This is a genomic window from Carnobacterium inhibens subsp. inhibens DSM 13024 (genome assembly GCF_000746825.1).
Taxonomy (GTDB): Bacteria; Bacillota; Bacilli; order Lactobacillales; family Carnobacteriaceae; genus Carnobacterium_B; species Carnobacterium_B inhibens.
In genome coordinates this window covers 352,929-379,409 of the sequence record NZ_JQIV01000006.1, presented here as the reverse complement: position 1 = coordinate 379,409, position 26,481 = coordinate 352,929, and the positions used below count along the sequence as shown (strand labels likewise).

The 26,481-nt window shown below is 34.5% G+C and carries 24 protein-coding genes and 1 other annotated feature; of the genes, 4 read left to right on the top strand and 20 right to left on the bottom strand.

Features of this window, described 5'->3' with window-relative positions; translation table 11 throughout:
- Positions 1-5: 5 nt before the first annotated feature.
- The 4 genes from BR65_RS02955 to hisS form a co-directional block, all read right to left on the bottom strand.
- On the bottom strand, positions 6-779 hold the full coding sequence (locus tag BR65_RS02955; RefSeq protein WP_023177874.1) for an RDD family protein: 774 nt from the start codon (positions 777-779) through the stop codon (positions 6-8).
- Between the two features lies 1 nt (position 780).
- Positions 781-1,818 carry a signal peptide peptidase SppA gene (sppA, locus tag BR65_RS02950; RefSeq protein WP_023177873.1) on the bottom strand — a complete coding sequence of 346 codons (1,038 nt, stop codon included), beginning with the start codon at positions 1,816-1,818 and terminating at the stop codon, positions 781-783.
- A 157-nt stretch (positions 1,819-1,975) separates the two neighbouring features.
- Positions 1,976-3,745 carry an aspartate--tRNA ligase gene (gene aspS, locus BR65_RS02945; RefSeq protein WP_034536638.1) on the bottom strand — a complete coding sequence of 590 codons (1,770 nt, stop codon included), beginning with the start codon at positions 3,743-3,745 and terminating at the stop codon, positions 1,976-1,978.
- A gap of 31 nt (positions 3,746-3,776) precedes the next feature.
- Positions 3,777-5,102, bottom strand: a complete 1,326-nt coding sequence (hisS, locus tag BR65_RS02940) for a histidine--tRNA ligase (protein ID WP_034536636.1) — start codon at positions 5,100-5,102, stop codon at positions 3,777-3,779.
- 72 nt (positions 5,103-5,174) lie between these two features.
- Positions 5,175-5,386 (bottom strand) — a binding site (T-box leader).
- A gap of 206 nt (positions 5,387-5,592) precedes the next feature.
- On the opposite strand from hisS, the gene BR65_RS02935 reads away from it, so the two are divergent.
- Positions 5,593-6,909 (top strand): N-acetylmuramoyl-L-alanine amidase family protein, encoded by a 1,317-nt coding sequence (locus BR65_RS02935; protein ID WP_023177870.1) that lies wholly within the window; start codon positions 5,593-5,595, stop codon positions 6,907-6,909.
- A 58-nt stretch (positions 6,910-6,967) separates the two neighbouring features.
- On the opposite strand, the gene dtd is transcribed toward BR65_RS02935, so the two are convergent.
- The 15 genes from dtd to BR65_RS02860 all read right to left on the bottom strand — a co-directional run bounded on the left by dtd (position 6,968) and on the right by BR65_RS02860 (position 22,806).
- The gene (gene dtd / locus BR65_RS02930; RefSeq protein WP_023177869.1) at positions 6,968-7,414 is read right to left on the bottom strand and encodes a D-aminoacyl-tRNA deacylase; all 447 of its coding nucleotides are present in this window, start codon (positions 7,412-7,414) and stop codon (positions 6,968-6,970) included.
- A 108-nt stretch (positions 7,415-7,522) separates the two neighbouring features.
- Positions 7,523-9,733, bottom strand: a complete 2,211-nt coding sequence (locus BR65_RS02925) for a RelA/SpoT family protein (protein WP_034536634.1) — start codon at positions 9,731-9,733, stop codon at positions 7,523-7,525.
- Between the two features lie 277 nt (positions 9,734-10,010).
- The gene (deoC, locus tag BR65_RS02920) at positions 10,011-10,661 is read right to left on the bottom strand and encodes a deoxyribose-phosphate aldolase (RefSeq protein WP_023177867.1); all 651 of its coding nucleotides are present in this window, start codon (positions 10,659-10,661) and stop codon (positions 10,011-10,013) included.
- Positions 10,662-10,740: 79 nt separating this feature from the next.
- Positions 10,741-11,502, bottom strand: a complete 762-nt coding sequence (locus tag BR65_RS02915; protein ID WP_023177866.1) for a 16S rRNA (uracil(1498)-N(3))-methyltransferase — start codon at positions 11,500-11,502, stop codon at positions 10,741-10,743.
- A complete protein-coding gene (prmA, locus tag BR65_RS02910) occupies positions 11,503-12,456 on the bottom strand; it encodes a 50S ribosomal protein L11 methyltransferase (RefSeq protein WP_034536632.1) in 954 nt (317 codons plus the stop codon). It lies immediately after the preceding gene.
- A 46-nt stretch (positions 12,457-12,502) separates the two neighbouring features.
- Positions 12,503-12,997: a DUF3013 family protein gene (locus tag BR65_RS02905; protein ID WP_034536631.1), complete on the bottom strand. Its 495-nt coding sequence runs from the start codon at positions 12,995-12,997 to the stop codon at positions 12,503-12,505.
- Positions 12,998-13,012: 15 nt separating this feature from the next.
- Positions 13,013-13,636, bottom strand: a complete 624-nt coding sequence (locus BR65_RS02900) for a DNA-3-methyladenine glycosylase (RefSeq protein WP_034536629.1) — start codon at positions 13,634-13,636, stop codon at positions 13,013-13,015.
- A 189-nt stretch (positions 13,637-13,825) separates the two neighbouring features.
- Complete coding sequence (locus BR65_RS02895) at positions 13,826-14,314, bottom strand: P-loop nucleotide/nucleoside kinase family protein (protein WP_051932627.1); 489 nt, start codon at positions 14,312-14,314, stop codon at positions 13,826-13,828.
- 64 nt (positions 14,315-14,378) lie between these two features.
- Complete coding sequence (locus BR65_RS02890) at positions 14,379-15,260, bottom strand: AAA family ATPase (protein WP_034536627.1); 882 nt, start codon at positions 15,258-15,260, stop codon at positions 14,379-14,381.
- A gap of 181 nt (positions 15,261-15,441) precedes the next feature.
- On the bottom strand, positions 15,442-17,310 hold the full coding sequence (locus BR65_RS02885) for an ABC transporter ATP-binding protein (RefSeq protein WP_201768291.1): 1,869 nt from the start codon (positions 17,308-17,310) through the stop codon (positions 15,442-15,444).
- 7 nt (positions 17,311-17,317) lie between these two features.
- Entirely contained in the window at positions 17,318-19,054 is a 1,737-nt protein-coding gene (locus tag BR65_RS02880; protein ID WP_034536624.1) for an ABC transporter ATP-binding protein, read from the bottom strand.
- 22 nt (positions 19,055-19,076) lie between these two features.
- Positions 19,077-19,523 carry a MarR family winged helix-turn-helix transcriptional regulator gene (locus BR65_RS02875; protein ID WP_034536623.1) on the bottom strand — a complete coding sequence of 149 codons (447 nt, stop codon included), beginning with the start codon at positions 19,521-19,523 and terminating at the stop codon, positions 19,077-19,079.
- Positions 19,524-19,960: 437 nt separating this feature from the next.
- On the bottom strand, positions 19,961-20,941 hold the full coding sequence (locus BR65_RS02870; protein ID WP_034536621.1) for an aldo/keto reductase: 981 nt from the start codon (positions 20,939-20,941) through the stop codon (positions 19,961-19,963).
- A 264-nt stretch (positions 20,942-21,205) separates the two neighbouring features.
- Positions 21,206-22,078 (bottom strand): aminoglycoside 6-adenylyltransferase, encoded by an 873-nt coding sequence (locus BR65_RS02865; RefSeq protein ID WP_034536618.1) that lies wholly within the window; start codon positions 22,076-22,078, stop codon positions 21,206-21,208.
- 146 nt (positions 22,079-22,224) lie between these two features.
- Positions 22,225-22,806, bottom strand: a complete 582-nt coding sequence (locus BR65_RS02860; protein ID WP_034536614.1) for a GNAT family N-acetyltransferase — start codon at positions 22,804-22,806, stop codon at positions 22,225-22,227.
- A 229-nt stretch (positions 22,807-23,035) separates the two neighbouring features.
- On the opposite strand from BR65_RS02860, the gene BR65_RS02855 reads away from it, so the two are divergent.
- A complete protein-coding gene (locus BR65_RS02855; protein ID WP_034536612.1) occupies positions 23,036-23,335 on the top strand; it encodes a hypothetical protein in 300 nt (99 codons plus the stop codon).
- Positions 23,336-23,685: 350 nt separating this feature from the next.
- Complete coding sequence (locus BR65_RS02850) at positions 23,686-24,150, top strand: hypothetical protein (protein ID WP_034536609.1); 465 nt, start codon at positions 23,686-23,688, stop codon at positions 24,148-24,150.
- A gap of 538 nt (positions 24,151-24,688) precedes the next feature.
- Here the strand turns inward: BR65_RS02850 and BR65_RS02845 are convergent.
- A complete protein-coding gene (locus BR65_RS02845; RefSeq protein WP_034536608.1) occupies positions 24,689-25,141 on the bottom strand; it encodes a DIP1984 family protein in 453 nt (150 codons plus the stop codon).
- A gap of 704 nt (positions 25,142-25,845) precedes the next feature.
- On the opposite strand from BR65_RS02845, the gene BR65_RS02840 reads away from it, so the two are divergent.
- Entirely contained in the window at positions 25,846-26,148 is a 303-nt protein-coding gene (locus tag BR65_RS02840; RefSeq protein WP_034536607.1) for a bacteriocin immunity protein, read from the top strand.
- Positions 26,149-26,481 lie beyond the last annotated feature (333 nt).

Sequence of the window (26,481 nt, the reverse complement as noted above, 5' to 3'; positions counted from 1 at the left end):
GGTTGTTACTCTAAAGATAATTTACTCGCTCGAATCAGATTTTCAGAAACAACGGCTGTATCACTGAAAAAATCAGCTAAGTGTTGCTTCTCTTGAGTAAACAATACCATTAAATAGATAAATGGAAATGTTTTTAAAATATAGCGGCCAAAACATTCCCGAATGAGAACCGTTCCCCAACTTAACTGTTCTTCTTTAAAACTGATCAATCGAAGTCCAAAAATAATCTTTCCAACTGTTTGACCATTTGTAGCTTTTGTTAAAAGTACAAAGTATAAAAGATAAACAACTAATTTACTTAATGAATAAGCTGAAAAATCATTATCGTTAAGTGGTAAACGCAACAATAGAAAGATCGTTTGGACAACTAATCGATTGATACTCCAGATCAAAATCAGATCAATAATGAAAGCAAATAAACGGAACCAAAAACCCGCATAAAAAAATGACGGAAAATGATTATAAGGCTTTTTCTTGCGTTCTTCTTCTTTTTGCTTTTGTTGCCAATAATATCTCCTTGCATCTCTAAGTTCTTGAGGACTCATATTTTTTCTTTCATGCTTATCTGTCTCAATTTTAGAATCATCCATTGGTTGATCTTCTGTTGGACTTATTTCGGATGTTTTTTCTTCTTGTTGTTTTAAGCGTTTTAGTCGTTTTAATCTTTCAAGTTCTGCTTCTTCCTGAGCTAATGATTTTTTCAACTCATTTAGATCTAACTCTTTTGTATCTCCTTTTTTTGCTTTATCCTGCTCTTTGTTTTCAAGAGTTGTGGTCATATTATTCACCTCCGTAATAATACATCATCTTCGGAGAATCTACTGTTCCAATAGCGGAGATCAATTCAGTAAGCTCTGATTCTTGGGTGCTAGTTGATTGAAATAATCCGCTTAATTTCGAACTAAATAATGATGAAAAGGATAATGTAGGGACTTGATAACTAAAAATCTCTGCATCTTCTAGTGTATAATCTTTTTGAATGGCTTTAATAGCATCTTCTTGGTAGCCAATCTCGTCTACTAATCCATTATCAACGGCTTGAACTCCATCATATATACGACCATCTGCTATTTTTCTGACTTCTTCTTCTGACATCCCACGACCTTCGACAATAACCTCTACAAAACGATCGTAGGAAGTATTGACCATTGTTTGTAATATTTCGGTATCTTCTTCAGTCATTGCTCTTGTAGAAGATCCAATATCTTTAAATTCGCCGCTCTTGACCGTGGTATCATCCACACCAAGTTTTTCCAGTAACTCACTAACATTCATACCAGACATAATGACTCCGATAGATCCTGTCATCGTTTCTTCAGCAGCAAATATTTTTTCAGCTGATGCTGAAATATAATAACCACCACTAGCAGCCATACTCCCCATTGAAACATACATGGGTTTATTGGTATTTTTTTGGATTGCAACTAATTTATCTTTTATCTGAGCGCTTTCATAGGTTCCGCCACCTGGAGAATTAACGGATAAAACGATCCCACTGATCGTATCATCTAATAAGACTTGTTCCAATTGTTGCATAAAATAATCATGACTATATGTAATGTCTCCTGTTAAACCAGACGATTGGCCAGCTAAGATGGTTCCATCTACAGTTAGAACTACAATACGATTTGAACTGTCTCCCGCTTCTATCACTCTTTCTTCAAGCGCTTCTGTACCCAATAAACCTACTAAGCTATCACTTAGGGATTCAGATGTTTCTTGTTTTTGTGCAACGTAAGAAAAATAATTGCTGAAAAAGAATGAGAATATAAATATACCTAATGCAATCCCGATTGCACTCCATCTTTTTGCGTTCATGTATAAACCTCCATAAAATAGTTTTCTGATTCTATTTTGTCAAAACTGCCTATGAATAACAAGCAAAATTTTTATTTAATCTATTCTTTAAAAAATAAAGACGCGAGCAAACTAATGTACTCGCGTCTTCTAACTATCAAAGCCGATTTATTGACTCTTAATCTTCAATTTTAGTTGTTGTAATCGATAATTCATCAAGTTGAGCTTCACTAACTAAGCTTGGTGCTTCCGTTAATGGATCTGTTGCTTTTCCGTTTTTAGGGAAAGCGATCACTTCACGAATATTTTCTTTGCCAGCAAGCAGCATAGCAAACCGATCAAGACCTAATGCAATTCCACCATGAGGAGGGAAACCATATTCTAATGCTTCTAATAAGAAACCAAATTGTTCTTCTGCTTCTTCTTTTGAGAAACCTAATGCAGCAAACATTTTTTCTTGTAATTCACGAGTATGGATTCTAAGTGATCCTCCACCTAATTCATATCCATTTAATACAATATCATAAGCTTGAGCGTATACTTTCCCAGGATCTGTTTCAAGCAATTCGATGTCCGATTCTTTCGGCATTGTGAACGGGTGATGAGCAGCTGAATAGCGTCCTGCTTCTTCATCGTACTCTAGTAATGGCCAGTCGACGATCCACATAAAGGCATAAACTGATTCATCGATCAATTTTAGTTCTTTCCCTAATTTTGAACGCAACGCACCTAATGAATCATGGACAACTGATTTTTTATCAGCCACAAACAACAATAGATCGCCTGCTTCAGCATCCATTTTTTCAATCAATGCTTCAGCATCTTCTTTAAAGAATTTAGCGATTGGTCCTTTTAAGCCATCGTCTTCAACTTTCAACCAAGCTAGGCCTTTTGCTCCATAAACAGAGACAAATTCACCTAAAGCATCAATGTCTTTTCGAGAATAATTGCTTGCAGCGCCTTTAGCATTAATAGCCTTAACAGCTCCGCCATTTTCTACTGCTCCACTAAATACCTTGAAACTAGATTCTTTAACTAACTCACTAACGTCTACTAATTCTAGCCCGAAACGAACATCGGGTTTATCACTACCGTAACGACTGATTGCTTCGTCATATCCCATACGTGGGAATGGTAAAGTTAATTCAATACCTTTTGTATCTTTTAGTACTTTAGCTAATAATTCTTCAGTAAATGATTGAATTTCTTCTGGTTCTAAAAAGCTTGTTTCAATATCCACTTGGGTAAATTCAGGTTGACGATCCCCGCGCAGATCTTCATCTCTAAAACAGCGAACAATTTGGTAATAACGATCAAATCCTGCACCCATCAAGAGTTGTTTGAATAATTGTGGTGATTGAGGCAATGCATAAAAATGACCTGGATGAACTCGAGATGGTACCAAATAGTCTCGCGCTCCTTCTGGAGTTGATTTTGTTAAATAAGGTGTTTCAGTGTCAATAAAGTTATGATCATCCAAATAATGACGAATTGATTTTGTCATTTGGTGACGTAGAATCATGTTTTGTGTCATTTCAGGACGTCTTAGATCCAAGTATCTGTATTGCATTCTTTTATCGTCCGATACTGCTACACCATCTTCGATATAAAAAGGCGTTGTTTTTGAAGTGTTTAAAACAGTCACTTCATATACTTCTACTTCAAGTTCTCCTGTTGAAATGTTTTTATTGATAACAGCTTCTTTTCTTTCAACCACTTTCCCTTTTACTTCCAGTACAAATTCACTGCGAATGTCTTCAGCAATAGCTAATGCTTCTTTTGAAAAAGTTGGATTAAAAACGATTTGAACGATTCCTTCACGATCTCGTAAATCGATGAAAATCAAATCGCCAAAGTCTCGTCTTTTTTGTACCCATCCTTTTAACACTATTTCTTGTCCTAATAAATCGCGAGAAATTTTCCCGCAATATTCTGTTCTTTTTCCCATTTATTCCAGCTCCTATCACTAATTAATCGTTTTAGTCTTCTTTATTGAAAAAATCATTAAAAGCTGTCATATCTGCTAGTTTTAAATTAAATAATTTTTCAAAGTCTTTATAAATTTCTGCTAATGAAACTTTAAATTCTTTCCCTGTCTTCATAACTTTAAAATTGACTTCTTTATTTTCTAACTCTGCATCGCCTAGTGTAATGACCACCTTAGCGTTCATTTTTGACGCTGTTTTAAATTGCCCTTTGATTTTGCGGTACATATAATCACGCTCACCAGATAACCCAGCTTCACGAACGGCTTGAACAATTTTAAGAGTCTCAATATTCGTTGCATCCCCTAAACCAACAACATAAACGTCTACTTCATGAAGATCTGGAATCTCGATTTCTTCTGCTTCTAACGTCATCATCAAACGTTCCAAGCCTAGTGCGAAACCAAATCCAGGTGTAGCCGGTCCGCCTACTTCTTCTACCAATCCGTCATAACGTCCGCCAGCACAAATTGTTGTGATTGCGCCAAATCCAGGAGCATCACTCATGACCTCAAAAATTGTATGCGTATAATAATCTAATCCTCTTACCATGTTGCTGTCTACCACAAAAGGAATATCTAGTGCCGTTAACATTTCTTTGACCACTTCAAAATGTTGTTTTGAATCTTCACTGAGGTAATCTAAAATAGAAGGCGCATTTTTCACAATTTCTTTATCTTTTGTATCTTTACTATCTAATACACGTAATGGATTTTTGTGCAAACGTGTTTGAGAATCTTTGCTTAGTTCTTCAAAATGAGGTTCTAAATAAGCAACAAGTGCTTCTTTATAATCAATCCGGCTTTGAGCATCACCTAAAGAGTTGATGACTAATGTCAACTTTTCTAACCCAAGTTCTTTAAATAAAGCCATTGCAAGAGCCATTGTCTCTACATCAGTTGCAGGATTCGTACTTCCGAATACTTCCACACCTAATTGATGGAACTGTCTCATTCTTCCGCCTTGAGGACGTTCATAACGGAACATTGGACCTTTGTAATAAACTTTATAAGGTTTCGCATGCTCTGGACCAAATAATTTATTTTCAACAAACGCACGAACAACTGGTGCTGTTCCTTCAGGACGAAGTGACATATGACGTTCGCCTTTATCATAAAAATCGTACATTTCTTTTGAAACAATATCACTTGTTTCGCCTACTCCACGAGAAAATAAATCATAACTTTCAAAAATAGGTGTTCTGATTTCTCCAAATTGATAGTCAGCCAACACCATATTTAAAATTTCTTCAACATATTGCCATTTTCTTGACTCTTCTGGTAATAAATCAGCTGTTCCTTTTGGTTTTTGAATTGCCATTATTCAACACTCCTTTAGTTTCTACAAATCTTTTTATTAAAAAATACAAAAAAACGCCCTTATTCTAAATAGAATAAGGACGAATGACTGTTCATTATACGTGGTACCACCTTTGTTTGAAAACCTAAGTTTTCCTCAACGATTAACGCTCGTAACGTAGCAGCTTTTCACTGCTAACCCTCCAGAATGTCTTTCAGTTAAGTCTACGGGGATTTCTTTCAGCCTAAGGAAACCCTCTCTATTCACACGCTAGAATTACTTACTTTTTCTTTCATTGGGTGATTGATATAATAATGTAAGATTACAAGAAAGTCTAAACATTGTCAAGGACAGAAAGTTTAATCCTTGCTTACTTTTTTTCTCATTCTAAAAAAAGTTGATGAATATAAGGATTTAATTGCATATTAAAGTGTAACATTGCTATAATCAAATAGTACATATATTTTATAATTGATTGCGTTTTCGTAATTAAGAAAGTAGTGAACTTCTAATGGAAAATAAATTGACATTAAAAAAAATAAAAAAAATGGTTTCATTGCTTATCATTACACTATTCATTGGACTAACTGCATTTGCTACAGTTGTTCTTGCTAATCAAGGAACGATCAAAGTTGATGCTAGTGTGGTCAATGTTCGTACAGGGCCAGGTCTTTCCTATGATATCATGACACAGGTCACTGGTGGCGAAAAAGTAACGATGCTTACCGAAGAAAATGAATGGTACAAAGTACGCCTAAGCAACGATCAGATTGGATGGATCGCTAGCTGGTTGATTGAAAATACGGAAGTAAGTGCCGCAACCAATAAAATAGGTATTGTAACCGGTGAAGAAGTAAATATCCGAAGCGAAAGCAATCTGGATTCTGAAATTCTTGGTAAAGTAGCCAATGGAACAGAACTTACCGTATTATTCCAACAAGAAGGTTGGACTCAAATTCAATATTACGGCCAAGTCGCTTGGATCAGTTCAGATTTGATTAAAATCAATGAAACACCATTAGCTACAACGACGGTCGCTAGTGCCGAAGATAATTCAGCTCCTATTCAAACAGTGACCACACGTAGCTCCGGAACAAATATTCGAAGTGGTCCTTCAGTTGAAAGTACAGTTGTCACAACAGTTGACAAAGGAGAAAGCTTTACCTACCTCTCTACTGAAGGAGATTGGTACAAAATCACATTAGCAGATGGACAAACCGGCTATGTAGCCAATTGGGTAGTAGACTTATCAGCTGATCAACAACCAGCGCCTACAGCTAATGTCACTTCATTAGCTGAAGCAACGATCGTGATTGATGCAGGACATGGCGGAAACGATCCTGGTGCTTTAGCCAATACATTCTATGAAAAAGAAGTAACGTTAGACACAGCTCAACTTGTTGCTAATCGATTACGCGATGCGGGAGCAAATGTGATATTGACTCGTTCTGATGATACGTTTGTTAGCTTAGATGAACGAACAGTTATCAGCAATCAGGCTAATGCCGATGTTTTTATCAGTTTACATTATGATTCAACGGAACACGCTAATGAAATCAGTGGTACGACAACTTATTACTACCATGACAAAGATATGCCTTTAGCTGAAATCGTAAATGGAAACTTAAAACAAAATGGGATCCTACCTAATAATGGTGTTCGTTTTGGAGATTTCTATGTTACGAGAGAAAATACCCAGCCTGCTATCTTAATTGAATTAGGGTATTTAAATAGTGATGTGGATCAAATTACTGTCAATACTTCATCCTACCAAACATCCATTGCTGAAATCATTTATCAATCTTTAAATCAATACTTTATCCCATAAATAAAAAGAGCTAACAACGGAGGAAATATTCCTATCGTTGTTAGCTCTTTTCTTTAACTCAACGCTGTTTGCTATCAATAATAATGGTCACTGGGCCATCATTTAAGATTGAGACTTGCATATCTGCACCAAATTCACCCGTTTGAACCGTTACTCCAGTTTCTCTTAAACCAGCATTAAAGGCTTCATACAGTGGAATAGCAATTTGAGGTCTTGCGGCTTTAGTGAAACTGGGGCGATTTCCTTTTTTTGTATCTGCATAAAGTGTAAACTGAGAAATCGACAATATTTCTCCATTGACTTCTGCTAGGCTTAAATTCATTTTCCCTTGAGAATCTTCAAAAATACGCATTTTGCTGATTTTACGTACCATATAATCAATATCTTCTTGCTGATCTTCTTCCTCTATACCGACTAACAAAACAAACCCATGCGATATTTCTCCTATAACTGTTTCTTCAATACGTACGCTTGCTTGCTTTGAACGCTGAATGACTACTTTCATTTTTAAACCACCTTTTGAATTGTTAATATTTTTTGATCAAAAAAATAAGAAAACAGAAATTCGCCCACAAGGACGGGCAATTTTCTGTTTTCTACTTGATTAATGTGCTTAAGAAGACATTCTTTTTACACCATAAACATCAGGAATAGATTTTATTTTATCAATAATTTTATCCAACTGGTGGATATTCTGGATACCCACTGTTAACGTAATTGTGGCCATTTTATTATTGTCTACTTTTCCCATTACATTATTTAAATTTTTCGTCATACTGTTGACAACTTGCAGGACTTCATTCAACAACCCAGAACGATTATACCCAACAATTTGCAATTCAGCATTATACTCTTGGCTTTTAGAAGTTGTATCTTCCCATTCAACATCAATTAGTCGATTTTCAGCATCTTTTGCTGCGATAACGTTAGGACAGTTTTTCCGATGAATCGAAACGCCTCTGCCTTTGGTTATATATCCAACAATTTCATCGCCTGGTACGGGGTTACAACAACGGCTAATACGAATCAGTAAGTTATCGATTCCTTGAATGACAATGCCGCCTTCATGTTTTATTTTGATTTTTTCTGGTTCTTTTTTAGTTTTAAGTTCGATCGAAGCGATATCTTGAATTTTCTTTTCATTGTCTCGGTCTCTTCGTTCTTTTTCAGTTAATCGGTTGGCTACTACTAATGCTGTTAACTCACCATAACCAATAGCCGCATATAAGTCGTCTTCTGAAGTGAAATTGAAGCGCTCCAAAAGCAATTTGATATGATTCTTGGTAAGAAACGCTTTAGGTTGAAATTGCATGTCAATTAATTGCTTCTCAAGCATATCCCGACCTTTGACAATATTGACTTCACGGTCTTGTAATTTAAAGAAACGCTTGATCTTATTTTTAGCCTTACTCGTTGAGACTAAATTGATCCAGTCACGGCTCGGACCGTATGAATTAGGAGAAGTCAAAATTTCAATGATATCTCCTGTCTTCAATCTATAATTCAAAGGAACTATTTTCCCATTCACTTTAGCCCCAATGGTTTTATTGCCAATTTCTGTATGAATATTAAACGCAAAATCTAATGGCCCAGCACCAGAAGGCAATTCACTAACGTCTCCTTTTGGTGTGAAAACATAGACTTTATCTTTAAAAATATCTTCTTTTACACTTTCCATAAAGTCGCTTGCATCGCTGGATTCATCTTGTAATTCAATGATGTCTCTAAACCAAGAGATTTTTTTACCATCAGAATCGTCTTCAACTTTTTTAGTGATACCTTCTTTATATGCCCAGTGAGCCGCAACACCATATTCAGCTATTTCATGCATTTCTTTAGTACGAATTTGAACTTCAACGGGTTTACCGTGTTCTCCAATAACCGTAGTATGGATCGATTGGTACATATTGGATTTTGGCATAGCAATATAATCTTTAAATCTACCAGGCATAGGTTTCCATCGCGTATGGATTGCTCCTAATACGGCATAACAGTCTTTAATTGAATCTACAATAACACGGATAGCCAACAAATCATAAATTTGATCGAATTGTTTCTTTTGATCTCGCATTTTACGATAAATAGAGTAAATGTGTTTTGGTCGACCCGTAATATCTGCAGTAATGCTCAATTCGTCAATAGAATCTTGAATTTTTGAGATTGAATCAGAAATATACGTTTCTCTTTCTTCTCTTTTAGAATTCATTAAATGAACAATCCGGTAATATTGTTGAGGATTCAAATAACGCAAAGAAGTATCTTCTAATTCCCATTTGATTAAATTGATCCCTAAACGATGAGCAAGCGGAGCATAAACTTCAAGCGTTTCATTTGCGATGCGTCGTTGTTTTTCTGGTCTATGAAACTTTAGCGTACGCAAATTATGCAATCGGTCAGCTAGTTTAACCATGATCACTCTTAAATCTTTAGCCATTGCCAACAACATTTTACGATGGTTTTCTGCTTGTTGTTCTTCATGTGATTTATATTTTATTTTTCCTAATTTCGTTACACCATCTACAAGCATAGCCACTTCAGGAGAAAATTCTCTTGAAATATCTTCAAAAGTATATTCAGTATCTTCAACAACATCGTGAAGAAATCCAGTCGCTACCGTTACTGGATCCATTTTTAATTCTGCTAAAATCCCTGCAACTTGTATTGGATGAATAATATACGGTTCACCAGATTTTCTATACTGATCTTTATGAGCATTTGTGGCAAAGTCGCATGCCTTTTTGACAAAAGCTACATGATTGCTATTCATATAAGTAACGGTTAGAGCAATTACTTCTTGTGCAGTATAATCTTTACTTTTGGGCATCTTGCCACCTTCTTTTCGTTTATCACTAGTTTATAAGTACTAATCTTGCTTTTCATATAACTAGATTAATACAAAATAAGCACTCCAAATGAGTGCTTTACCACATGTATTTACAGTACATTATACTCATAATACACGCTTATTTCAATATAAACACAAAAATCAAATAAAACAGTCTTTATTTTTTTAATTAGAAAAATAGAATACGAGCCGTACTTGAGACTCGTATTCTATCAAATAGTTTATTCACTTTTTTATTCATCTAACTGCTATCAGATTATCCTTCTACGATTGCTAAACCATTTGAAGAACCTAAACGTGTAGCTCCTGCTTCAATAAATTGGTGTGCATCTTCAGTTGTACGAACGCCGCCGCTCGCTTTAACGCCCATTTCTGGTCCAACAGTTGCACGCATTAATTTAATGTCTTCAAGTGTTGCTCCACCTGTTGAAAATCCAGTAGAAGTTTTAACAAAATCTGCTCCTGCTTTTTTAGCAAGTTCACAAGCTCTTACTTTTTCGTCATCTGTTAATAATGATGTTTCAATAATTACTTTAGATAAAGCTTTTCCTTTTGAAACAGCTACAACACTTTCAATGTCACTTTGTACTAAAGTGTCATTTCCACCTTTAAGGGCTCCAATGTTGATGACCATGTCTACTTCAGTAGCACCATTTTTGATCGCATTTTCAACTTCATAAGCTTTAACTTCAGATGTATTAGCTCCTAGAGGAAAACCAATAACGGTACATACTTTTACATCTGTACCTGCTAACAATTCAGCAGCTTTCTTTACCCAAGTAGGGTTTACGCAAACAGACATAAAGTCATATTTTGCAGCTTCTTCACAAAGCGTTTTAATTTGTGCTTCAGTTGCTTCTGGTTTTAGTAATGTATGATCAATTGTTTTGTTTAATTGTACTGTCATATTATAGCCTTCTTTCTTATTCTAGTGATAGCAGTTTCATTATACCCGACTTCTTTGGTTGGGACAAAAAAGAAATTTCTCATTTATGCAGCAATTCAAAATGATACGAAATAGCAGATAATGCATATAACGGAGCTGTTTCAGTTCTCAAAATTCGTGGGCCTAATGCACAAGGTAAAAAGCCATTTTTTATGAAAGCATCGATTTCTTCTTTAGACAACCCGCCTTCTGGCCCAAATACGATTAACAGTTTTCCGCCGGCTGATAATTTTTTTAATCCTTTAACAAAGTTTTGGTCTTCTCCAACTTTTGCGCTTTCTTCATACGCGACTAAGCAGGTATCATATTCTTCACTCAGTTCAATCAACTGTTTCACTGAAACGAGTGATTGAACCATAGGAACTTTTGTACGATGCGACTGTTCAGCTGCTTCTTGTGCGATTTTTTGTAATCGTTCAACTTTTTTAGCCGCTTTTTTAGCATCCCATTTGGTAATTGAAAAAGCACCTGAAAACGGAATAAATGCACTTGCTCCTAATTCCGTCCCTTTTTGGATAATTAGATCCAATTTATCTCCTTTAGGCAACCCGCTTGCAATCGTTACATTAACCGGCAATTCTTGTTCTCGATTGTCATCTTCAACCCAATTCAAAAGAACTTCTTTCTCATTTATAGCGCTAATTTCAGCAATAAAAGCTTGCTGATTCTTCGTTACCAAAAAAACGCGGTGGTCTACTTTCATTCGCATCACTTTTACCATATGATGAAAGTTCTCTCCTGTGATGGAGATAGTTTGTTTTTGATAATCTGTTAAATCATCCTTTAAAAAATAACGTTGCATTTATTCATCCTCCGCCAACGGTTTTTTAGCGACAATACTACACCAATCTTTCATTTGTTGCACTTGAATAATTGTGAAACCTTGTTTCTTTTGTTCAGAAAGAATGAGTTCTTTTTTATCTTCAATAATTCCAGATGTTAAAAATAAACCACCGGGCTTCAAAACAGCATAAGCTTCTGGTATAAGCGGTACAATGATTTCTGACAAGATATTAGCTACCACAATATCTGCTTCGATCGTTACACCTTTCAGCAAGTCATTGGCTTTTACAGTAACGTCTTTAGCATAGTCATTTAATCTAATATTATCCATGGCTGATTTTACTGCAACATCATCTAAATCATATGCATGAACATGCTTGGCGCCTAGAGCTTTACTGGCAATACTTAATACACCTGAACCTGTTCCTACATCTAAAATCGTTTCATTTCCACGAATATATGTTTCAAGAGCTTGCAAGGACAGTATAGTTGTCGGATGAGTTCCTGTACCGAAAGCTAAGCCTGGATCTAAACGAATCACACGCTCATCTGCCTGTTTTAGTTCATACTCTTCCCAACTTGGAACAACAGTTAAAAATCGTGTTACTTGCAAAGGATGGTAATATTTTTTCCAAGCAGTTGCCCAGTTCTCTTCTGTTACTTCTTCTATTTTCAACGTATTTGGCGCTATCGTTAAACCAAAAGTCTCTAAAGATTTGATTCTTTGTTGAATGCCAGGAACCAATTCAGGTAAAAAAAGAGTGTCTGGAAAATAGGCTTTGATAATAACACCTTCTTTAGAAAAGTCAGCTTCATCTAATGCCCAAATTTCACCAAATTCATCATCTGGCGTATTTAAAAAATCTTGTATATCCTCAATAGCCACGCCTTGTGAACCTGATTCGATCAGGATATTCGAAACAGCATCTACCGCTTCATTTGAGGTTTGTATTTGTAATTCAGTCCACTTCATCTTGTCGCTTTGCCTCCAATTAACAATTCATTTAATTTCGATTAGGTTAATATTTTGGATAAAGAAGTTTCTCTTCACTATAACGGTTGGTATCTTTCAACGTTTTGATTGTTCCGTCAAAATTCATATCATTCCAATTTAATTCAAATTCTTCAATTGTAGGGTCAGTCGCAAAGTCTAACAAATCAGATTGTCCTTCCGTTACAACTATCCGAAGTGTTTTAAGTATGGCATCAATATATCCTTTTTCGATACCCATTTTAAAATCAAATGGAAAAGCTTTTAAATAATTATCCATTTGAATCTTTGATTTTTTAGGGTCAAAGAAACAGATTGCGTCTTCAAATTGAATGATTTCATTTTGTGTAGCTGTTCCTTCAATATCTTCAATAATAATATTGTTTTCTTTCTGTTCAGCAAAAATTGAAAAATAAACCTCAATAGCGTGCTGTTTTTTATTCCATTCTAATTTCCAATCAAATTCAAAATCACTTTCTTCTAATGCTTCACCTAAATAGTCTATTAGTGTTTCTTGTGCCATGATTTTTCGCCTCCATTAGTTGATTGGATCATTCCAACCGAAATCTGCTTCTATTTTTCCTTTTTTTCTTGATACATATGGATTTCCCACAACAGTATACCGCAATAATGCATCCGTCCACTTTCCTTTATTTGGGATACCTATTCTAGGGGACAACTCAATTTTCTTAGGTATTTTCCTAGTTTCAACATCAATTCTTAAAGGAGGTTCCCAAGCAAGTGTGCCGTCATCCAACTTAGTAATATTCATTACCTTTGTTAATTTACCAGGACCATCTGTTACTACAAAACCAGTTTTCCCTCTACGTTCAGACATAAGTGACATGCCTTTATAAGGTTCAATAGCCCGTATCAGAATCGCTTCTGGTATTCCTTTTTCTTGAACAACAACATTCAGCATCAAATGAGTGTGCATACTGTAAACATAAATAGTACCCGGTTCTTTATACATTGAAGCCAATCGAGGAGTACTTTTCAATCCAAAGCTATGAGCAGCTTCGTCTATTTCACCCAGATAAGCTTCCGTTTCCACGATCCAGCCAGATGTCACCCCTTCATCAGTTTCTTTGATGACTAAACATCCCAATAAATCTTGAGCGATTTCTTCTGTTGTTTTAGTATGATCTGTCCAAAAATCCAATTTTATTCCTCTTTCTTGTTTAGTACATTTTTAGTGATTGTTTCTTCAATAACTAGTATACAATAAAATAACACTTAGATAAAAAGAAAGTCGTTTTTGAAATTAACAATTCAATATATTACCTTGAACTTTTTATTGTGTTTAATTTATAAAAATGTTCAAAATATTATTTTTTTGCTAACTTGGATATTAGTAACCATTAATGATTGTTACTTCCCCTTCATCAAGTGTTGGTGGCTGAAAATTTTCGTAATATTGAGCTGCAGTTTGTTCGTCTAACATAATATCATTAGGATTTTTTCCTTTTCGGTCGTGAATTCTTTGTAAAACAATTTCTTTAGGAGTAACGATTACAATGATTTCTGGTTTTATTCCGAACGGAACCAGCATATTTTTATATTCATCACGCATTTCACGTGACCAAAAGGAATAATCTAGAACAACATCTTTATTTTTTCTAATTAGTACTTTTAACTTTAGATCAAGGAACGTTTTGATTTCATCGTAAACATCAGTTGGCAGCGGGTGAATTTTGAATCCTTTATTAAATGACTCTACATCATAAGATAAACGAACGAATCCTTGTTGTTCTAACATCTGAGCATAAGTCGACTTTCCTGATCCTGCTGTTCCGCACATAAGAATAACTCTACTTGTTGAATGGTATGGCTCTTTCATCTAAGATACCTCCATAATTTATAGTTCACTTCAAGGGTTAGTCATCTATCTAGTTATTCAATTTTTAGTCCTTATTTTTATTCTCAGATAAATGAAATTCTTCTTGATGCTCTTTGAAGAAATTATAATAGGTTTGGACATTTTCTAATTCTGTCCATTTTTTCACATCTACCGGATCTGAGTCTAAATCATAGATTTTTGCCTCACGAAGTGCTAAAAAAAATGGAGAATGAGTAGAAATAATAAATTGACATCCGAAAAACCTAGCAGAATCTTCGATAAATTGCATGAGTTCCATTTGACGAATCGGTGAAAGACTATTTTCTGGCTCATCTAATACATAAAGTCCATTTTCTTCAATTTTATTTGTGAAATAACGAAAGGCATTTTCACCATTTGAATGTTCTCGAACGTTACCCATCAACTTATCTCTTACATAATGCGACTGGCTTTTACTTCTAGCATCCGTTACTTTTCGCAATTGATCATAATCTTCTAATGAATGCATCTGAAATTTAGAATATTTCGCCTCTAAATATTCTTCAAATAACGCTTCACGCTTTAAATCAATACCATCATTCAACGAACGAATAGTTAAGATATAATCAAATACATCATCACTTGTAATGATCCTACTATGAATAGGAATTGTTTCCACAATGTCTATAGCACAAAGAGAAAGATAATTCACAAAAAAATTAGATTTATTGAAATTAGAATCTCGCTTTAATTCTAGTTTTTCAGCAATGATATTTAAGGCTGTGGTTTTACCAGAACCATTTCCTCCATAAAGAATGGTAATTGGTTTAAAATCAATTCTTTCAAAACTGTGTTTCGGCAAAACTTGAAAGGGATAAAAAGAATTATAGATTGTCCGTTTAATCTCGAGAAAAAAATCAAATTCCTTCTCTTTATCAGGAAATGTGATTGAGCTTAAATACTTCATGGTAATCTCCCTTCTAGAACATTTTAGCTTTATTTTCATTATGCAGGAAGATTATTATGAAGTAAACTAGTCATACAGTGCTAATTCGATTTCTTACTCTAGTTGGATAGATAACCCAATCGCTTTTGATAATTAAAGGCACTCTCCAAATTGGAAAGTGCCTTTTAGTTTGTTTATTTATTTAGTTCATTTCAAACGCACCGGTGTAAAGTTGGTAATATTCACCTTGTTGAGAAATCAGCTCATCGTGGTTTCCTCTTTCAATGATGCGTCCTTGTTCCATTACCATGATCGCATCTGAATTGCGAACCGTTGAAAGTCGATGGGCAATAACAAATACCGTTCTTCCCTTCATTAGCGCATCCATTCCGCTTTGGACAACCGATTCCGTTCGTGTATCAATACTTGACGTAGCTTCGTCAAGTATCAAGACTGGCGGATTCGCTACAGCTGCTCTGGCGATTGCGAGTAATTGTCTTTGTCCTTGAGAAAGTGAACCGCCATCGCCCGTTAATTCGGTATCGTAACCATGCGGCAATTGTCTTATAAAGAAATCGGCATTTACTAGTTTAGCAGCTGCTTCAACTTCTTCATCGGTAGCATCTAAACGTCCGTATCGAATATTGTCTTTTATCGTTCCGGTGAACAAATGTGTATCTTGTAGTACGATGCCTAATGATCTTCTTAAATCATCTTTCTTAATCTTTTTAACATCAATGCCATCATAAGTGATGGCTCCTTCTTGAATATCGTAGAAACGGTTGATCAAATTGGTAATCGTTGTTTTTCCAGCACCAGTTGCACCAACAAAAGCAATTTTCTGGCCGGGTTTTGCAAATAGATTAATGTTGTGAAGAATCGTTTTATTAGAATTGTATCCAAATGTGACATCTTTAAAACGCACATCACCCGTTAATTCCTTATAGACAGCTTCATGAGCAGAAGTTGTTTGTTTCCAAGCCCAGCTGCCTGTACGGTGACTAGATTCCTCGATTGTTCCGTCAGCCTGTTTAGTAATATTGACTAACTCGATCGTTCCATCATCTTCTTCAGGTTTTTCATCTAACAAGTTGAAAATACGCTCTGCGCCTGCTAAAGACAAGATGATTGCATTAAACTGTTGTGAAATTTGAGCTACAGGCATGGTAATACTTTTCGTGAATTGAACAAAAGACGCAATACTCCCTACCGTTAAAGCTGTAAGTCCTGTGATTGAAAGAACAGCACCTATTACAGCCGTCAATAAATACATAAAGTTTCCAATATTTCCCATAATCGGCATTAAAATATTCGCATACGTATTTGCTTTCGTCGCATTTTCTCTTAGTTCTTCATTTAATTCACTAAAATCCGAAATGGCTTCTTCTTCATGATTAAATACTTTCACGACTTTTTGGCCTTCAATCATTTCTTCTACATAACCATTTAACGTACCTAATGCTGCTTGTTGAATAGAGAAGTAACGGCCACTTTTGCTACCAATTGTACGAATCACAGCAACCATGATCCCTACCATACATAAGACAAATAATGTCATTGGTATATTAATGATAAACATCGCAATAATAATCGATAAAATCATGATCAGCGAAGAAAAAATTTGTGGAATCGATTGGCTGATCATTTGTCTTAACGTATCCGTATCATTCGTGTAATGGCTCATAATATCACCAGTTGCATTGCCATCAAAATAACGAATAGGCAAAGATTCCATATGCGTAAACATTTCATCACGAATATCTTTCAAGATACCTTGTGACACAGTAACCATTGTACGATTAAAAATATAGGTGAATAGAGCGCCGGTTAAATATAACATCGCCATCAAACCAATAATACGCGCTAACTCAGAATAATCAGGCGTTTGCTGAGTCAGCAAAGGCGCAATGTAATCATCAATCAATGTCTTTGTAAAACTGATCCCGATCGCATTGGTTGCAGCACTGATGATGATACTGACAACTACGATAATGATCCGTAATTTATATTGTTTCGTTGCATATGAAAGAATTCGTTTAAATATTTTTAACGGGCTAACAGTTGGTCTCATAATCGGTTTATTCTTCAACTATCGTCCCTCCCTTTACTTGAGAATCGTATACTTCTTTGTAAATCTTATTGTTTTTCAACAATTCATCATGTGTACCAATTCCATCGATCTTACCTTCTTCTAATACGATGATGCGATCCGAATCTTGGATGGAAGAAATGCGTTGTGCCACAATGATTTTTGTTGTATTTGGAATTTCTTCTATAAATGCTTTTCGAATATAAGCATCAGTTTTTGTATCCACAGCACTTGTTGAATCATCTAAAATCAAGATTTTAGGTTGTTTTAATAAAGCACGTGCAATCGTCAAACGTTGTTTCTGTCCGCCGGATACATTTGAACCGCCTTGGTCTAAAACAGTTTCATAGTCATCAGGAAATCCTTGTACAAACTCATCTGCTTGGGCTAATTTAGCAACACGTTGAATTTCTTCTTTGGAAGCTTCTTTATCTCCCCATCTTAAGTTGTCGCTAATCGTTCCCGAAAACAACGTATTTTTTTGCAGTACCATTGCAATTTGATCACGCAATGTCACTAAATCATAGTCTTTTACGTTATGACCAGAAACATATACTTCTCCTTCAGTCGCATCGTAGAGTCTAGGAATTAATTGAATTAGCGAGCTCTTTCCACTCCCAGTTCCACCAATGATTCCTATCGTTTCACCAGACTTTATCGTAAAATTAATCTGACTTAAATCTGCCTCTTCGGATAATTCATTGTATTTAAATTGAACATTTCTAAATTCAATGTCTCCATTTTCAATTGTTGTAAGCGGGTTTTCTGGATTTGACAATGATGCTTTTTCAGTCAAAACTTCAGCAACACGTTCTACTGAAGCTTCAGAAATAACGATCATGACAAAAATCATTGAAATCATCATGATACTACTTAAAATTTGCATCATATAAGTAATAAAACTCGTTAATTCCCCTGTACTCATTGTTCCACCGACAACGTATTTTGCCCCAAACCAATAAACGAGCAGCAGACAAGAATAGATAGCAATCTGCATAACCGGCGCATTAAGTGCCGTAATTTTTTCTGCTTTCGTAAATAAATTTTTAATATCTGTAGAAGCGACTTTAAATTTTTCAATTTCTTTTTCTTCACGTACAAATGATTTTACAACTCGTACACCGTTAATATCTTCTTGCACAGTTTGATTTAATCGGTCATATTTTTTGAAAACTTTTATAAAATAAGGATGCACACGATAGATTAAACCGATTAAAATGAACGCTACAATAGGCACAATAATCAAAATAGTTAAAGATAATTTCAAATTCGTATAAGCAGCCATTGCAAATGCAAATGCGATCATGAATGGTGCTCGAATAATAGTTTTTAGAACCATTTGAAAAGCCATTTGAATATTAGTGATATCTGTTGTGAGTCTTGTAATCAGACTGGATGAAGAATATTTGTCAATATTATCAAATGCAAATGTTTGAATATTTTCGTAGATGTCTTGACGAAGATTTGTTGAAAGACCTACTGCAGCATCGGAAGAAAATTTCCCGCCCAATACTCCAAACAACATAGAAAAACAAGCTATTACAAACATTAGTGAGCCTATTTTTAAAACATATCCAAGATCCCCATCTATTAATCCTTTATCAATAATTTTCGCCATGAGAAAAGGAATAAAAATCTCCACAGCAACTTCCAATGCCATAAACAGCATGGTTAGATACGACGGTTTCTTATATTGTCGCAATGATTTCATTAACGTTTTATACATTTTTTGGCTTCTCTCCTTTTAATTAACTGAGCAAATGTGCTTGCTCCATTAAATCATGTATTCGGTAAATCGTTTTTATCGTCAGGCGTATATCTTCTTCTGGAATATCTTTTAGGATCTGACTATTTTTTTGGTGGAAATCATAGACCACTTTTTGATGCAAAGCTAACCCTTTTTCAGTTAACTTGATATTTACTACTCGTTTATCTTCAAGGTTTGATTCTTTTTTTATATAACCTAAGTCTTCTAATGTAGCTATATTCTTGGTGATACTCGGTAATGTTACACCAATCGTCTCTGCGATATCACTTACACGTACCGCATTCAACTCTTCTGATAAGTTGTACACTGTTTTGATGATATGGATGTGTCTTTTTTGCACTTCAGGAGGTGGCTCAGGTAAAAACCGCATCGTGTGTTTTGCACTCAAACACGCATCAATGTATTCTTCAGATAGTTGTCTATCCATTATTTCTCCCCCTTCTAAATTAAATTACCTAATATAATTACTATAGGTAACTATATTAGCAAAAAAAAGAATAAATAGATAGCAAAATCTACTTATTCTTTCAAATTTTTTTAATAAGAAATCATTTTTCTTCCATCCAGATTTCAGATGATAATCGCTATTAAACAAATGACCTTTTATTTGATACAATGTTTCTTACTTGCTACGTTTTGTTAACGTTTTGACTAAATCCGGATCATAATGTGAAAAGAATAAACTTTCTCCTTGATTTAAAGTTAAAATAGCATCCATTGAAAAGCTATCAAAGAAGAATACCAGAATTAAGATCTTCTTACCATTCATCACATTATACTTAAAGACACAGCCTCTTTGTAAACTTAACTTACCTTATTTCTTATTTCTTATTTCACATACTTTCACACAATTTAATCAATTTTTTATGAAAATCCGACTATGCCATGTGGAATATAAGGTTCTTCTAGAAAAATAACATCTTCTGGAGTAAGCTTAAAATTAACGGCTGCCGCTGCTGTTTCTATATGTTCAAGCTTAGTTGCTCCTACTATTGGGGCTGCTACACTTTCTTTTTGTAAAAGCCAAGCTAGTGCTATATGAACATGACTGACCTGGTAGTGCTCAGCCAGTTGTGCAACTCTTTCAATAATGAGACGATCTTTATCAGCAGTCTCATCATATTTAGAACGTGCTATGTTATCTGTTTCTGCACGTTTGGTCTGAACAGAAAAATCACGAGTCAATCGTCCCGAGGCTAAGGGACTATACGGAGTCAGAGCGATTCCTTCTGATGAAGCATAAGGCATCATTTCTCGTTCTTCTTCTCGATAAATCAAGTTTAGATGATTTTGCATAGAAATAAATTTGGCCCATCCATTTCGTTCTGCAATGTTTTGTGCTTTTTGAAACTGCCAAGCATACATTGACGAAGCTCCAATATATCGAGCTTTACCAGATTTTACAACGTCATGTAAAGCTTCCATAGTTTCCTCAATCGGTGTATTGTAATCCCAGCGATGAATAATATACAAATCAACATAGTCTGTCTGCAACCGCTTTAAACTTTGATCGATTTGAGAGAGAATGGCTTTTCTTGAAAGGCCTCCACCATTTGGTCCATCAAACATATGTCCATGAACTTTTGTTGCTAATACGATTTCATCTCGGTTTGCATAGTCTTTTAATGCTTTACCTAAAATTTCTTCGCTTCTTCCAAGTGAATAGATATTTGCTGTATCGAAAAAATTGATTCCCAGATCCAGTGCTCTTTTAATAATCGGACGACTTTCCGCTTCATTCAACACCCATTTGTGAATCCATTTTTCTGGGTCCCCAAAACTCATTGCGCCAAGACAAATTCTCGAAACATCCATACCTGTATTTCCTAACTTCGTGTATTCCATCTCTTTTTCTCCTTTATTAATCATTAAGCCGCTACTACCATTATTTTTACTCAATAGATGAGCGACTTAATCAAAATTATTTTTTACTAATTCATTTCTTATCTATTAAGATACACCTTTGAGTTAACTTTAAGTCAAGTGAAATCCTATTTTTTAATAAATTAATCATTATCATTTTGACTACTTAAACAATGGCTGTTTTGGAGAATAATGAAGTATCTAAACCTTATTCTGATTTAGGCTGCAGTTCATTCTAAAAATTCATCAATAAATGTCTTTGCTATGTTGAGGCAACTTTTCAATATGTTCTAAATACGGCAACACGTTCTTTCCATAATCTGGCATATCAAAATCGAATGTTTGGCTGATTTCAATGGACAATTCTTCAAAAAGGTCGCACATATTAATAAAAGATTGCCATATATTTTTGTAATTTCCATCGGGATAAGTACGGACCAGTTTATTCCAAACGTTGCTCTCAACATACTTCTGAATATTTTTGCCGCCTTTTCCAGCGCTAACTTTAAAATCTGTTCGTATACCAATGTGCCAATGCAACATAGTCATCAGCATATCTCTTACAGGACCTTCCATAATGTTTTTAGCTAATGGGAGTTCCTCTCTCCATAAAGCTTTTGCAATATAAGTACTTACCCACCAAAACTCATTGGAGCAGTCTATAAACTCTTTCTCATTAGGGTTACTAATTCGATAAGGGTCTTCAGTAGAAACCACTAATGCTGTAGTTCTGTTGTCTTTATCTAAGAGTATTTTGCGAGCTTCATTGCTCTTTAAAGATTTCTCAGCGAGGTTTACCGGAGTTAATGTTAAATCAATTCGATTTCCATCCGTAAAAAGCATTAAATAAGAAAAGCTTTTTCGTCTACTACTAGCAGGCGGAATAACCATTTGATCCGGCATTTGCAATAGAATTCTTTCTCCAAAGTAGTCTATCCATGAATGGTCTTTCAAAAAAGAATCTATGTCTTCAACGTAATAGACAATATCATAATCTTGAAAAGGGTCTTTTTTAGCTGTGGAGGAAACTCGCGATCCATTCATTTCTACTAGTCTGATAGTATCTATTTCCTCTGCTTTTGTTAAAATTAATTCCAGCATTTCTTTTTCGTTTCTCATTTTTAAACACCTACCAATGTTAGGTTCGTTTCACCTAACTATTTTCAAGAATATAATTTTCAGATTATTTTTTTTACATTTTACTAATTTGGCAAAGAATGATCGCCGGATTTAAATTGGATCCTATCGATTTGTCTTAATTGAACTTATCTTTTGCTATTTTCTAATCCGGCTAGAATCTCCATCGCTTTTTTATAATCCGAGTTAGGAGTCCCATCTAAGTTTTTATCTGTGATCTCAAATCCCAGCTTTTGATACAATCGGATTGCAACATGACTCCAAGTTTGAGTATGCAGATAAACAGGAGTAGTAGCCTCAAGTTTTTGCAACTGCTTAAGCGTCCGACGTAACATAGCTTTGGCGATTCCTTTTCCTTGGTATCCTGGTCTTACTGCTACCCAATGTACTCGCGGATAGCGAGTGCCATCAGGCAGTTCTTTCCACCAAGCTGAACACGTGCCGATTTTTCTGCCTTCAGAATCCGTTATAAACAGCATTCGCCTTTTCAATTCTTTCGAGAATGGTGCAAATTTCTTCTGGAAATAATCTAGTGCCTGCGCTTCATCCTCAAATTCAGAAACAGCCGTTTCGATAGCTGCCCATTCAGTTTCATCACCCTCTTGGTAAAACTCAAAGTGAAAGCCTTCAGGTAAAGCTTGTTCGGTAACAGGAAGATCTTTCAAGCGGTACATCCAAATTTCTGCGTATGGAATTGTTTTGTCTAACAAAAAAGCACTCCTCTCTTTTTCTCTTTAAATATGACTAACTTTAATGTACCATTCTACGAAGCTAAAGTTAAGTTTAACTATTTTAAAATAAATTTTTCAATACATAAAAAAAATGTACTTCTTTCTACTAAAATTTATTCAGAGTTTAAACTTTTGATATTTATATCAAAGGTGTTATAGTTCACATTTCTGTCACATTATGAGATAATTTTTTTAAGGGGGTGTTGTTGTGAAATTAGTTATTACATTCATCGATGGAGAGCAACTAGAACTATGTGACTCTTCAATTATTAATGGTTATATTAATGTTCATGAACTCAATAAAGAATATGAGTTGAAGAAAATATTTTCAAACTCATTTAATGCTATCCATACAAATGAAAGTTCTATGATAGCCACTAGTACACCTCAAATAGGTTATGCTAGTTTAATTGATGAAGCAGACTGGATTACCATAGGAACAGACACTGATTTTGCCACTTTTTATAAAACCTCATCTATAAAATCTATCTCACGAAAATTACTATAAAAATTCTAATTAGAGAGACGATTTATCATTCGTCTTTCTATATTTCTAATGTTAGACTTTCCAGTAGAATTAAAAACACATCATCTGGTTTTATCAATTTCTTTTACACCTTCTTAAGAATACTATTAATTCAGTATGATAGAATAATTTATATTGTAGTATCTTGCATAAATTTTGGAAAAAGATTAGATTTAGTCAACATTTTCTATGTAAACGGGTTCAAATATTTGATTAGATAATTGATAATGTTATGCTAATAGTATAGTAAAGATTCAAAATAAAAACTGACACTAATAGATTAGTTCATTTCATCTATTTTTAAACTATTTCTATTAGGAAAGGAGAAATAAATGAAAAAACTAAGTATGACACTAACTATGTTGACGAGTTTATTTATTTTAACCGGTTGTAATACTACCAACGAAAAAGCAGAAGCTCCTACTCAATCTTCCGTTTCACAAAGTGATACATCAAGCTCGAGTAGTTCGCAAGAGTCTGCAGAAAGCACGTCAAGTACAACCAATTCTGAGGAACAAAGCGATACATCGAATTCAAGCAGCATGGAAGAGTCAGAAGAAAGTACTTCAAGCACATCTGAAAATGTCATCAATTCTGAAGAAGAAGCTTTTATTTTTATCAAAGAAGAAACTGGAATTGAAGCAGATAACACAGACATCGTCTATGAAGTTTTAGAATCAGATGATGACTCTTACACTTTGAAATTAATAAGCCAATCCTTACAAGAGCAAGGCGGTTCTGGAACTGCTGGTATATATAAAGTTTATAAAGATGGTACTTATGAAATAGTAGCCTAACTAAGTTAACAAATAAATTCATCGACTGCCCTGCACATCATGTGTAGGGTATTTTTGGTTGTAATGAACTAATTGAATAAAAAAAAAGACCCCAGAAAGAGTCTTGAAGTTTATTTCACTTTATAAACAACCGTTGTAAGTAAAATATGCGGTTCAGTCAAAACTTGGTTGACAGAAACAATTTCTCCGCTATTTTAATTCTTGTGTTGTCAAGAAGGCTTTTATCAGTGATCCTTTCAATGTAGTACACATCAATTTACTTATTAAAAATTTCCGGGTCTTTTCGAATATTTTTGAAAAACTTGTTCAACAGAATTTAGTTAATTCAACCTTAACACCCCTTGATACAAGATCAAGGGGTGTCTCCCTACCATAATCAAATCAGCACATGGTAATTAATTATTCATTTTTTATTGTTTCTGATGTCATTGTTGAGCAGTCATTGATGATTAAAGGTTCCTGCCAAACCTCATAGGGTGTACATTTGAGCCTGTACGGGCTGTGTGCTCGCCTTTGATTTCCCACCCAACAGCTTAGTTTATAAATCAACCAGCCAATTTGTTTGTTGAATCTGTCCGTCTAATTCTCGTAATTTTTTAGAAACTACATTCATTTTTTTAGTTAATTCCTTCGTATCGACGGTTCGCACCATTCGGATTTCATTTCGTCCAAATCGTCTGATATCATTGGCTGTTTCGATAGTCTCGTTATAAAGACCGTGCTGTCTTCTTAAAGATTCTCTTTCCTCCAACGCCTCAACAATCAATTTATCAGTATCATACAGATGAGCCGAAGAATTTCGTTGATTGACCTTTACGACTAATTGAGAGAATTCTTCATTAGTTTTTTGGTAATCTTGTATCAATTCTTCCATGCTTATATCCAATGAATCTCCTTCTTGAATCAAGGCGTTCGCTAAAATTTCCTGCTTAAGTGCCTTTAACTTTGCTTCAAGATCCCGCCTCAAGAGTAATGCCTCCGCAAGTTTCATAGAAAAAACTTCCTTTCAGTTCATACGTCTGTTTAAACTTAGGTTAATATAAAAGACATTTTTTAGCAAGAAATCTGCCAAAAGAAGTGCAATATTCTCTGCCTTTAAAAAAAAATCGTGATATTCTATCGTTAGCAATTTACTTTCAGAATTATTATCAACAAATTTTTTAATTTCATCAATGGTCCATCGCTTTTATTTTCTCTTACACTCCATACTTTATTGATACCCAGGAACTATTCTTTACATCCATTCTAAATAATAGTCATCATTGTCTTAAGCTCTTCATTACAATAGGCTCTTGCACACAACTAAACAATTGGATTGCGCCCATTGTTCAATGATTAATGTCCAGAATAAAAGAGAACTGCAAGAAGCAATTCTCTTTTGATAATAAACATTTTAATGTTAAACGGAGCAGCGATACCCGCAATTTATCTGTTTTCATTTTCTCTTCAAACCAATCAACGGTTTTATACAATACTTTTTTCAAATTCATAATTCAAAACATAGTTTTGGATATCAAAGTCTTAATGGTCTATACATATACATCTAATTTTTTCATGTGTCTTTTGAATAAATGTTTCTCTAGTAATGTTTGGTATATTTATGTAATCATCTATAGCTCTATTCCAGTTTATTTGACAAAAATTTTATTTGAGATACGATTAATCATATAATAAAACTATAAAGGGGTATTATCTATGGCTAATCAATCAAAAGAACTTGTCCATAACTTGTATAATAGTATTTCACAGTCTGATTTAACAAAATTTGAAGATTTAAAAGAAGTTCTTCTAAAAGTTTATTCTAAATTAGATGACACTAAAGAAAATATCAGTTTAATTAATCGATTGGTAAATTATATCTATTTTACTGCTATGACAGAAAAATTTAAATTTAATGAGGAGCAGCAAAGTATAATTAGCAAATTAAATGATATTGGTGGTAAAGCTGGAGTAAATGGTACATTCCGTTCTCCGATAGGTAGTAAATATTCTTTTTAAATTTCGTTTGTTAAGTTGAACAAACGAAATTACATATAATAACTCTTCTAGAAAAGTATATTGTCCTCTTCACATTAGTTATTTACACTATTGTATAAACACATTACAAATGAGTCATAGAATATATTATTCTACATAGATTAGGTCAGAATAATATGTTTTGAGCAACTCTCTTCGTTCACCTCATACTACATCAGTACATTATTACATTCTTATAGCTTCAGCAAATTGAGACCGTCAGTTTCTTGCTTCTTTTTGATCAACTCTAACTTTTTATCCTTTTAATTCATTTTTTCACATCACCTCGTTAATGTAACACTAAATACTTTCAAT